Source organism: Vibrio sp. 10N.261.55.C5, from assembly GCF_041470505.1.
GTDB lineage: Bacteria > Pseudomonadota > Gammaproteobacteria > Enterobacterales > Vibrionaceae > Vibrio > Vibrio crassostreae_C.
Genome location: NZ_JBFRMS010000024.1, coordinates 81,227 through 93,255, shown reverse-complemented (window position 1 = coordinate 93,255; position 12,029 = coordinate 81,227). Strand labels below are relative to the sequence as shown.

Here is a 12,029-nt window from a genome sequence, read left to right as displayed (position 1 = left end):
CATATAAGTGCGGAGAGTACAACGATCACGAAAGAGTACTGTCCAACTTCTTTCCGACTCTCATTGCCGTTTTGGCCACAGCGTATTAACCACTTCCGCTGCTTCATCGCATAACGCGCCTTACGTGGATTCACTTACGTTCATCATACTGACACCCTAGCACTTACCCGATTTGTGGTTATCAGGAAGAACGTCCTCTCACGATTCAGTTCCCACTCGGTTTAATAACCGAGTTTCGTTACATTGTCGGATTCGCTGCTTTATTCAGAATCCTAGGGTCATCTGGTGATACAGATGGTTCACTCTTATCGTGGTGAACAACGCTTCATACGACTTCAGGTCGCACGGACAGAAGCGAGTTAGAGGCTTTGCTAATTTAGCAAGATGCGGATAACTTTAGGTATTGGAAAGCCGCTTGGTAAGGCGGTCTACGGCAACTGGTAAAATTTTAGATAGAGGCAGGTTTGCTCAACAATCGGATTAAGCACTGGCTTCGTAGCGCTTAATCCTTATTTGTTATGGTGCACTTAGTAACAGCTATTCTACTCGATCTCGTTCCAATTTATACGCTAAATACTCTCGAGATACCTGTTCATCAGAATAATCGCCATCAACATTATTCGTTTCACCGACACCATCTAGTCCTTTTATACTTTTAATTGAACCGCCCCATGAATCCCGATTTCTAGATGAGCTTATAAATTGAGAAAGATATGCGTTTAAAGATTTATCTCTTGGCTTCTCAATCTCTTTACTCAAGGCAGTCAAGTATTCAAACTTCGTCGTTTTTTCCCACTCTATCGAGAAACCTGCTCGGTGACACAACTCAGTATGAATTAACAACATTGTACGACCATTTCCGTCTAGGAAAGGGTGACCATAGGCAAATAAGCCCATAACTTCACCCGGATTAGCCCGCAGGTACTCTTTGTCTTGACCTAACCGCAACCCGTAATCAATTGAAAGCTGTATTTCCATAGGGTGACAAAACTTAACGCCCGCTTTAGATATAGCTTTATCAGGCACTAACTCATTTCTATCCTTACCTGCCCATGGATAAATTTCTGAGAATAATATTCGATGAACCTCTAGGAAGTCACTGTATGCAATCTCGTCTCTTTTTGATAGGTATTCTAATGCGTCATCTAGACCAGCACGAAACATCGTATGCTCTAGTTCTCTAATTACATTAGGATCTTTTTCTTTGAACCTATTTTGTAAATAGCCGTTTTCCTCAAAGTCTAAAAAAGGGTCAAAGACTGGCATGACGTTCCCTTAGATAATTAACTGATAACGAAGCAACTTGTTGCATTGATAGCTTTCCAGCTCTTTTTAATGCAACTAGTAAGTCCTCAACTTGATCATGTTTAACCTCGTCTCCTGCCAATGAGGTCACCGAATCGGCAAATTGATCTATTGAACTGTATGTGTAAAAAACATTATGGAGCTTAGCCAGTGCTAACACGTACTCTCTAATATTTTTTTTCGGTATTCTCTCGACCGACTCCACATCACTGTTCTTATCACTCTGACTTTTCTTATGGCTTCTAAGTATGATTTTTATATCATTAAACTTCAAAACTCTTTCCGTACGCGAAGACTTTGTTTCAACAACGAAAGTGGACTTTGGTTTGGCGTTTTTTAGCTCTTTAGCTGCATTGCCGTACAATTGTATACCTAGCTTTTTCACAGTGTCTCTAACCACTTGATCTGCAGGAGCACAGGTTTTTACCTCTCCACCCATAAAATGAGCTTTTGCATAAAACCCTCGTGAAATTCTCAACAACTCGCCATTATCAACTAGCTTAGATAAAACGAAAGTAACTTGAGATTGACTACCAAGCAAAGCTAAGTCTGAACGTGAAAAAACTGCATCTTTACGATGTATTATCGATTGTCTAATACGAGTTTCAAGCTTCATAAAATGCACCTACTAAAACACACAACTTCATTTTAACAGCAACAGGAAGAACCATCAAATTAATAGATGTAAAACAATAATTTAAAGTAAAAACAAGCTCTTATAAACCGTCAAAAGTTGTAGTGAATCAGAACTGTGATTGTGTTGGCACATAACGCTTTACCTACGGTTCAAACCCGTACATCACCTTATAAAACCGGATGTATATCAACTCAAAGCTGCTCGAACTATCGATCATCAAGCTATGTACAAATCTGTATTAGAGTTTCGTATTAGGTTTAGTAATACTCCTCTATTGGAGGCCAAGCACACTTTGGGGCACTTTCGAGTTAGAAAGTGCCACGAGTCAAAATTCAGGTCTATGAAGCCTCTGGACATAAATGTGTTATAGGCTTTACTAAATTAGTAAATTAAGGATTACTTTTGGTATCGAAAATACCCATATGGCAGGCCAGAAGATCTCACTCCCTGTTAAGGTGAGCAACGCAATACCGAAGCCCACGCATGCCACTTTAAACACTAAACGCAACGCATAGCAAAAATGCCATGCGTTGCGAATCGCTCTTAAACAGATTGATTAGAAATCAGCAATTAGACTCTGATAGACAGGGACTTTAACCCAAAAAGCTCCATCGGATGTTTCAAAAACATCATATATATACCCGTTACTTATCCCTCCATTATGACGCCCATTAACTTTAATGTTGTGTTTATCAAAATAGGCTTTCGCCAAGGTAATAGCTTCAGGTGCATTTCTAGCCTTACTGAAAAACAAAGCAGTTTCTTGAGATTTTCCATCTCCCGTTGTTTTAGAGGAACTTTGAGAAAAAACAGTGGTTATCTTAGCTCCTTTTACAAAGAAATATTCAACAAGATTGTACGTTCGCATGGAAACAGATGGATGGTATATTTTTTTCGTATCAAGAAGTTCGAACACTAAAGCGCTGCATTCTAGAATTTCGGTAACTGATTCTGAATTAATGTCTACACTTTCAAATTTACCCTTACCTAACTTACCGCTTGATACTAATTTATTGTTACCAAAATTTGGATGCACATACTCACAAAGAACCGAATACAAATCGTTTATATTCGACACTTCTTTCTCAAGCACCCCTAATGAGTCATTTATATGTACAGCTTTATGCTCGGAGTTTTCCTTCACTTTTCCTTCACCTAGATAAACTCGGTTAATTGCTTTTTCAGCTCTTTTGAATATTTCATCAATCTTCTTTAGTCCACCCTGATCCTTTAGATTTGAAATCATTTTCTCAATTGCATCCATCAAGTAAGAAATCGCAGCAAGCTGTTCGACAAGTGACCTAGTATTATTTGCAAGTGACAATGGGTTATTTTCATTTATAGCTGCTATGACTGATTTAGCTAACAAATAAAATTTGTAGTCATATAAACCGATACAGAAAGAAGTATGTTCCGCAATGTTGTAGAGCCTCACCGACAAAACATTCAACGGGGGAGATAACTTTTTCGACTTGTTTGTAACTAAACTTGATAGTTCAGAGAAGTTCTCTTCATGATTTTTATAAAAGTCATTACTTTCGTAATGATTGATAAAATCATTAAGTAGGCCTATCGTTTTTGCCTGAATATTTATAGCTGTCATTTAAACTCCATTGATTTCTAGCCGTGTTAAGGTGTGAGCAGCGCTTGGCTATACTTGAGCGAAGCGAAAGCGCCAAGGGTTGCGAATCACTCTTAAATGCTTTGTATGGCGAAAATTTCGCCATAGACCTGTTTTATTCTAGCTTCTACATTTAGCCTGCTATAAACCTCATCGAAGTCCACGTGAAACCTTTCATACAACGTTCCATCAAGATCAGTCATAAGAAATTTGTCCCGAATATCATTGAAGCCATTCATCAATGTTTCGCGCTTAAAGATAAAGTCAAAATAGTGCTTCTTATACTGAGAATGAGTCATTGCGTTTTCGGGCGTAAGTCGTCGATACACTTGGTAGGTTTCTTCAAATCTATTTAATAGGGGGTCAATTGCTAACTGCTTGGTAAAGTAATTAGTAAATGCACCTACCAAGAGCGCACCAGCTTCCAAATGAGTTAAATTTATATCATGTATGTTTAATTGAGTATTCGCACGAGTTTCAACCTCCATAAGGCTATCATTGCAATAGAAACCATCCACTAGCGCTTGATTCATTTTAAGCAAGCGATCAGCATAAATGCTGTTATCAACTCCAAACATTACATAATAAGGACTTCGTCCCAAAATCGACGTCTGTCTGTAAAAGTGAACACCAAAGCAACATGAAAAAACTACCACTAGCCCCATATGCAATCTTTCGTTTATGGCTTGCAGCATTGTCGTTAGTTCCGCCCATGGGACAAGCTCCCCTCCAAGTTCAATTCCTGCGACAGAGCCGTGCACTTCAATAAACAGTAGAAACCCATCATCGCTAGTCGCAGCATTTAGTATTTCGTTGAGATGCTGTAAAAAGTATGACTTGGCGATACAGTTTAAATATCTTACATCCGCATTTGGTTCTTGAGTTAAGATATGTTCCTTGATCTTCGTACCTGTACTCAAGTCATTTTCACGTAAGCACTCGACTACGAACACCTTATTTATATCTTGTTCACCAATCTTCATATCTTACCTTTCAACGCCCGCTTAACTTGCTGCCAACTGCAACGAACTCAAGCAGACCACCGTAATCACAGAAGCCAGCCCGAAGCAAAAATGCCACAGGTTGGCGTTTGTTAGCCAACTTACTAGCAGTGAACTACTGACTCATTTTCAACCACTACAAAATATGCGTTGGCAGGGATAGATTCATAATTCGTACTCCCCTGAGATCCTACAAGTGAGCCTAGTTTTTTACAGCTATAAACAACTTGCCATACACCATCTAGCTTTATAAAGCTCACTCCAAGGTTATCTTCATACACAGTTCTAATTTTGGGGTTCTTTGACTTATGGAACCACCATAAGTAAGGAAAATCTGCGCCACAAAGAGTTTCTCTCAAAGCTTCAAGCTGTAGTTGACGCAGTGATAGTGGTTTTAAAGTGAAATCTAGCTCTCGTACCCAATCAGCATTGACCTGACACTGCCATCCATAATGAATTTCAATGTTCGATAACATGCGCACTTCACCTGTTGGTTGAACTGGAGGAGTCACAAAATATTTTGCTTGAAAACGCCGCGAAGCCAAACGCAGTTCAGTACTTTTAATTTCAAGATATGGTTCAGTCGAATATCGAGCCCAAAGAAAATTCAATTCATCTAACATTGGCAATTATTTCCTTGTTGGCTAACGCTCTAACTTGTGTTGCTCGGATTATGCAAATTTAGGTAAACCTTTTTATTTATGGCCGTTCAGCAGCCTTGAGCCAATCATTCACTCCACTAATCCCAATAGCTAACAGTGTATCTTGCAGTATGACCACACGCTGCAACATAGCTCCACTGTCAGACTCTTCCAGCTCTTCAGCCTGTGCGAATAAACGGGTCAGTAGTTGCGTTAGGCTATTCTTATAATCATGAACATAGGCTTTAGTTCGACGTACGAAATCTAAGTAAATTTCAACAGCTTCCAATGCATACATTGGCTCGTGAACAGAAATCGCGTTCAACCATGTATCAAAACCAAAGATATCATTTCGTTTAGAATCTGTTTCTGATTCAAGCAGGCTGAAATAACGCTGAATTAGCTCAGTTGGTACAGTAAACAATGGTGTAGATTCACGGAAGAGGTTATGAAACTCATGCGCGATGATAATAGCATGCGGATTTCCTGCACTTAATCCAGCTTCCAGTCCCGAAAAACAATGCTCTTTGTGTCTTTGAATATTGTTGTGGTGTGTCCATACACTCGCTGCACCACTCCATGCTTCCGCTGTTTCTACCGCGTTGAGTTCCTCAATAAAAGTAGAAAAGTCTATGTGTTTCAAAAAAGCTGCTAGCGCAGAAATACGCCCCCAAGCCTTATAATCTTTGCCGCAACCTTCACGATAAATCTGAGCTAATCTAGGTGCAATGATTTTGAACTTTTGATGGTATGCGTAATATAAGCATGGTTCAGCTATAGCCCAAAGTCCGTCTGCACTTTCTTTTAACGCAAGATCAAATAGTTCCCAGCCAAGTTCAGGAAAACGAGCCTGTAAGTAAGGCATCCGCCTAAGCATAACTGCACGAATTGCAGGGTGCTTGTCACCAGCATATAGGCGTAATGCAGCTGGTAGTGAGTCAGGCCACTGTACACCACTCGCCTCAAGCTGGTTGGCTAAAATTATCAGTGCTTCTGCTGTGTTTCCTCGTCTCATATTGATGCCAGAAGTAAGTAGATCAAGCGAGTCGCCCGAGATTGTGCTTTCTTCCATTAATGACGCAAAACTCATTGCTAAATATATTAACCGAGCTGCATCTTGAGTTTTTTTGATGATATGTGCACAGTTTTCTATCGCTTTGGATGCTGCGCGGTTGTGGTGCCAGTGATCTTGATGTTGTTCCAAATTCTCGAGAATATTCAGGGCTAACTTTTCTGCGTCGGGTTCCTCTATATATAACCAATTATTACTAGGCTGTAGGCTTCCGTATCGATGCGCTAGATATGTAGTAACTCCCTCCAAGAGATCATCTCGAAAACGTTCAGGGATCTGCTCCCAGTTATCTGTCAGAAAAGCCATGAAACGTGAAGATTGACGAGAGGCTGCTTCACTTAGCTGCCTGCCAACCTCTCTTTCTCCCCCCTCCAGAAAGTCAGTAAATGAATCTCTATCATACCCATTGTAGTGTTCAAGCAGGCATAGCACTCCGTTATTACTTAAATTCAGAAATACCTCAAAAGAGAACGGAGCGCTGACAATTCCTCCTCGCGAGTAGATATATGGTTGTCGAATCAACGGCCATACTAGTTTTTCACATTCATTCAATACGGCTTGTGAATTCGTTGAACGTAAATGGCACGGAATAGCGGTGATTAACAGGGCTTGCTTTTTTATCATCCAAGATCTTGTTTGTGGGTCAGTAGCGTCTTCTTGGTCGATAGTTAGAATGTTTTCTTGTATTGAAACTTGTATTGACGGGGCTAGAAATATATACGCTTTGTATATCAATTCCCCCAGTTCATATGATAAATCAGATGCTAATATTGCTTGCTCACACAGCATACGCCCAATTACATCTATATTTGAGATCGGCTTTTCGGTCAACGCAAGGATAGAAAAGTATCGTAATGAGTCTTCGGTGTTGAAGCAAAGGCGTTCAAGGTTGTTTTGCCACCATGATGTTTGTGAGTTAGCGTGATGTTTAATAGCGGCTTCAATAGAATCCATCAAGAAGCGCTCACCATCTATATGTCTATGGTTGCTCTGTGTATGCGTATCTTCATAAGACGTTTTGTTCAAGAAACTACAATGATATCCACGATGTGAGCTTTTGGTTTGGCTCCATTGTTCAATTGAAGCAACAGCCAAATCGAGCAAAATAGTGGAGTTCCGCATTCTTTCTGCTAGAAATTTATCATTGCGATCACCAAACTCATATGGTTGACAATTCAATTTGTTGCTAAAGCCATAGGAAAGTGCATCTTCCTCGCTTACCTCGCCTGCGATATAGCTCCATAAAACGGTATCGTCCACTAGGCCGCTTTTTAAGAAGAGAGCAAGCGAATGGCCAAGAAAACTGTGGTCATGCCTTGGTAAATTGAGTAACTGGAGGAGTAAAGGTACATAAAAGTTCAAATTATCTGCACGTATTTGCGCTAATTCGTGTGCCATTGAATCGACTAACTGGATTTTATTTTCCAATTCCAGTGACAACATTTCTGTCCAGTATGTGGAAACCCCTGCTGGATCTTCATTTTTCCATAACGATATACGGTGTACATGAGCTGTGAGCCCTTCAATATTGCAGGTGTCTTTTAGTATAGGTACTAAATGCTTCATCCAGAGGTGGTGCCACTCCACTCGTCGAGCCCTATTATAGATAACCAGAAACACCTCTCGATGTTGGTTACGCAGATCGCGTAGTAGCATCCAGTCATCATCTTGAGGAACTTGCTCTGCAAATGTTTCTGCTACGAGCCGTCGGATATGGAAAGCACTATTACCTGTTAAAACAGTACGTAATTGCGCTCTAAACTTGCGTCGTTCACCTACTGCTAATTGTTCAACAAAGCTTCTAATGCTGGGGCGAACAAAAGGTACTGGTGATAAATTTTGAATGAATTCGTTTAGAGTTACTGATTGCCTGATAGCTCCGCTAATTACTAAGACATCTAACAAAGTTTGGTGGCCAAATGTCAAGTTCCCATCCTGTGTTTTATGTAATACGCCAGTACTAAGGAGTATTCTTTGAACTTCTTGGGACGCTACAAATCGCTGATGTGGCACAACAAGGCTGCGTGATTTCAGCATATTGGAGGCGATGGATTCTATGGCTTGCATAGCAGTGTCTCCAAGAAACCTGTTAGCTTCTATAGTAGTTGCTAGGTATCGCTGAGCTAAAGCTTGGCTGGTTACAACATTGAAGCTGCCTTCTTGTTGCGCCAATTCAACAAATAAAGCTAGCTCACGAGGGTTTCGTATCAGTTCGCGAGTTGTTGAATCGGTGTTCGATGCGTCTATACCGATTTTGACGAGGATTGGTTCAATTTCACTATGCCAGTCTAATGGTTCGCAAATAATCTTCTCTTCCCAACTTCGTTGGGCAATGCGTCTATCATAATTACTATCAAACTCTCGGCAGGCAGTGACAACGGTAATGTTGGGAACCAAAAGTAAACGATCTATTTGGGCGAGAAAATACGTCAATACACTGTGCTCTCTAGCAATAGAAAGTACATCCAACGAGTCTATCATTACAACCACATGTGCATCTTCTGCCAAGCGAGCCGCCCTTTCTACCCACTGTGCAGGCAATCCTTGTGCCTGACGTTCTTGCTCTGTGTCAATGTCAGCAAATTCTCGCGATTGAATAAATAACGGTAGTAAGTTAGTACAATTTTGGGCTACTTGTTCTAGCTCCTCCTGTACAGCTAGCATCACACAAGTCTTACCTGAACCTGGCGCTCCAGTAAGCAAAATTGAACGATACTTTGCTTTAATGCCTTCTATAAGTTTCTTAGCAGCAGAGTTTGCAATATGTTCGTTACCAATATCTCTACGCCATGAGCGACCAATGGCTGAAGTGTTATTGAATGACGTACGGATCTCCCTGATATCCATGGGGGGAGTAAGTAATGATCCCGCATCACTCAATAAGAATTTCAGATCGCCTTTTGTCAATCTATGCTGTGTCGCTGTATTCTGACCACCGCTGTTCTCTCGCATACTGAGTTGACCAAGACGAGTCCATAAAGAGCTGTACGCTGCTGAATAGTTACTTACAATATTACGTAATCTTTCTTGCAGCAGTATATCCATTCGATCCAGTTCAGGGCTTATTTCAAATTTCGTGCGTTGCAAAAAATCATAAGTAGAAAGATTTGAGCCTTGCTCGGAGAGCAGACTAACTAGTTTGGAATCTGTTTCTCGATTGGCTTTACCTAAGTCTGCTCGGTAGGTTGCTTCATCAGGATAGTTGGAACTGAATTCTTTCAGTGTAGCGAGATCACCAAAGGCGCTACGCGAATAAAAGCGAACTAGTGTTTGGGGATCGTTTATCAACACATTGACTGCTTTTCGCAGTTCATCTTCGAGATCAGAAAAAGACCAAGCTTTATGTTGTGACTGGTTCTTTTTACACTGACAGCATATTTTGGTGCCGTCGGCTTTACCAATAACAACGTCGTCCACCGACCAGATTACAGAGTCAATTTCAAGCCACTGATAGTCTGAGTCTGAAAGAACTGTTAAAGCCCAATCAAAAGCTACCAATGTCTGGTAACCATCCCCGCGATTTGACTGAATTCCTGCTTTGCTCATTTATTTACTCTGGATAGTAACCAACTTAATAGACATATAGATGCACAATACAATCATTAGGAAAATTTAGTCAAATAAGAAACAGCAGAATTGTTACGAGCAACAACTCTAAACGGGAAAGGGGCAGAAATAATTTAGATTCAATACTCTAAATCTTACGACCACCAAGTCATTTTGTGGTTATGCTCCCTTGCTTTCCCCTCCTGATCTTATTGCGAAAGCTGGCATGTCACGTATAAGGAAGAGTGATTTTTATTATGGTAAATGTCTTTATTATCAATAGGTTTTTATCATTTGTGCTTGTCATTATACGACGCATATCATAAAAAAATGGTCAAGCGCAAGATGGGGTGTGGCAAGATAGTTTTATCGTAACTCCCTGATTTGAGGCGTGATGAGTCAACACAATGATATCCGGTTAAGGCGCCGTATTGAGCGTATTCTAGAGCGCCATCCTAACGCCTCGTCGTTGGCGGTTCGCCAGCGTTTGATAGTCGATGTCAAACCTGCTCACTTTTATCTCTACTTAATCCCTTTCTATGATCAGGACCGCATCGATGACAGTTCTGATATACAACGTGAGCTTGATAGAATGATGGCCATGCATTTAGGGTTGAGTGTCATAGCGAGAACCCTGTCAACAAAGCCCTATAATTATCGTCAGATAGAGCGGGCGTTACTTAAGTTGACGTTAAACTTTAATCACACAGAACAAACCCGGCTTTGCAAAATCGTGCATTTTGGCCATGACATGGCGAAAGACGAGCATCATAAGTCTAAGATGGTTATGCACTTGCAAAAGCTTGGGCACCGCTTACCCGACATTTTTCTGATCTTACGGCAAAGTACCCGAGTTGAAATTATCGACCGTTAACCTTTGAATTATCAGTCAGCTGTGCAGTATTTGCGAGCGTCTCAGCAATGTCGTGATATCAATGATATTGGTGCTTGCGAAGTGTTTATTGGATTTTGCACAATGACTTGTGCGGCTTTTCGGGCTGTGGGTTAAAGTGAGCGCATTGAGCACAGCTATAGGACGTACAAGGATTTGAGAAGCCGCCTATAAGAATATTATGTTTGTTGTATGCCTACCTGCAGAATGCAATACAACTATTTTTGAGACTCACGAAACACGACGAATAAGGCAATAATAGACCCCTCGATATTTATCCGTAACTCGCCATCTTTCTTGTTGTGCCTGTGAAGCTGTCTGATACTTCGATGCGTTTCATATTAATGTTCATAGTTGGTTCGACTTTTTTAAGACGCGCTATGTCACTGGCGATGCGCTTACAGCCTAAAAACAAAATGCCATCGAGTGGTGTTATGACTTCTCTAGCCTTGAGGCAATCAACGAGAGAAGTGCTTGATAGTGGTGTTTTTATCCCATCTACGTAGCGGGTTGCCACAAACTCATTCGTATAGCGGATTTCTCTTGGCAACATTTGTTCGCTTTTGGCGTAAATCATCCCGCTTTGTTTACCATTAATGACGCGATGTTCTTTATACACTCGGGTTTCTTCAGCGATGGTGGCCATGGCTTGTGGTGCTCGGGTGATAAGTAAGCGAAAAGGCAGATCTTCACTTGTGATGTAATCGACAAGGTTAAACGCTAATCTTGCTCTCGCGACTTCCCCGAGTGGTTTGTCACGACAGATTTGTCGAACCTGACCCCACTGACTGGTCAGGCGAGCGCTTTCTTTATCGCTTCTAACTTTAACTTGCTGAATGTCATAGTGAATGGTCTTTGCCATGGTTGACTTGCCTTCCGCTTTTTCGTCGAATTCCAACTTAACATTATGTTTTTATAACACATTAAAACAGTTATCCACAAAAATTGGGCGTAACCTGTGTGAAAATCAGTCAAGCTTAATATTCGATTTGCAACCGTCTGCATAAAGGCGTAGTCTGATGGTAATTTAACCGTATTGAGTCAAAAGAGGCTGTAATGTTAGCATTCTTGAAAAAATGGCGTCAGGCATACCGAGATGAGAAAGGTGATCGTCTGCATGCTGAAGTGGAAGTTGAGCGTAATGCACTTCTTAGTAGTACAACTATGTCATTTGAAGAGGTGAATGAAGCTTTAGTTACAGAACTTTCAGCTGATAAAACTTTAAATGTTTGGGCTAATACAGAAAAAGAGCATTACGATGAATATTGGGTTCATAACTATGACAATCGCTAAGATTGCCATAGTTATTTTTTG

General features: G+C 40.8%; 9 protein-coding genes. 2 read left to right on the top strand and 7 right to left on the bottom strand.

Features of this window, described 5'->3' with window-relative positions:
* Positions 1 to 537 precede the first annotated feature (537 nt).
* The 6 genes from AB4263_RS10990 to AB4263_RS10965 form a co-directional block, all read right to left on the bottom strand.
* Entirely contained in the window at positions 538 to 1,266 is a 729-nt protein-coding gene (locus tag AB4263_RS10990) for a Fic family protein (protein ID WP_102332568.1), read from the bottom strand.
* Positions 1,253 to 1,921 carry a type IV toxin-antitoxin system AbiEi family antitoxin domain-containing protein gene (locus AB4263_RS10985; protein WP_102332567.1) on the bottom strand — a complete coding sequence of 223 codons (669 nt, stop codon included), beginning with the start codon at positions 1,919 to 1,921 and terminating at the stop codon, positions 1,253 to 1,255. Before AB4263_RS10985 ends, AB4263_RS10990 begins: the two co-directional genes overlap by 14 nt.
* 577 nt (positions 1,922 to 2,498) lie before the next feature.
* Entirely contained in the window at positions 2,499 to 3,545 is a 1,047-nt protein-coding gene (locus AB4263_RS10980) for a hypothetical protein (protein WP_102332565.1), read from the bottom strand.
* 92 nt (positions 3,546 to 3,637) lie between these two features.
* Entirely contained in the window at positions 3,638 to 4,546 is a 909-nt protein-coding gene (locus tag AB4263_RS10975; RefSeq protein ID WP_102332564.1) for a hypothetical protein, read from the bottom strand.
* Between the two features lie 122 nt (positions 4,547 to 4,668).
* The gene (locus AB4263_RS10970) at positions 4,669 to 5,187 is read right to left on the bottom strand and encodes a hypothetical protein (RefSeq protein WP_102332563.1); all 519 of its coding nucleotides are present in this window, start codon (positions 5,185 to 5,187) and stop codon (positions 4,669 to 4,671) included.
* A gap of 76 nt (positions 5,188 to 5,263) precedes the next feature.
* On the bottom strand, positions 5,264 to 9,823 hold the full coding sequence (locus AB4263_RS10965) for an AAA family ATPase (protein ID WP_102332562.1): 4,560 nt from the start codon (positions 9,821 to 9,823) through the stop codon (positions 5,264 to 5,266).
* A 394-nt stretch (positions 9,824 to 10,217) separates the two neighbouring features.
* On the opposite strand from AB4263_RS10965, the gene AB4263_RS10960 reads away from it, so the two are divergent.
* Entirely contained in the window at positions 10,218 to 10,697 is a 480-nt protein-coding gene (locus AB4263_RS10960) for a hypothetical protein (RefSeq protein WP_102332561.1), read from the top strand.
* Between the two features lie 292 nt (positions 10,698 to 10,989).
* Here AB4263_RS10960 and AB4263_RS10955 read toward each other — a convergent pair whose 3' ends face one another.
* Positions 10,990 to 11,577, bottom strand: coding sequence for a hypothetical protein (locus AB4263_RS10955; protein ID WP_102332560.1), 588 nt, complete (start codon positions 11,575 to 11,577; stop codon positions 10,990 to 10,992).
* Between the two features lie 194 nt (positions 11,578 to 11,771).
* Between AB4263_RS10955 and AB4263_RS10950 the strand changes: the two genes are divergently transcribed.
* The gene (locus AB4263_RS10950) at positions 11,772 to 12,008 is read left to right on the top strand and encodes a hypothetical protein (protein WP_102332559.1); all 237 of its coding nucleotides are present in this window, start codon (positions 11,772 to 11,774) and stop codon (positions 12,006 to 12,008) included.
* Positions 12,009 to 12,029: the final 21 nt, after the last annotated feature.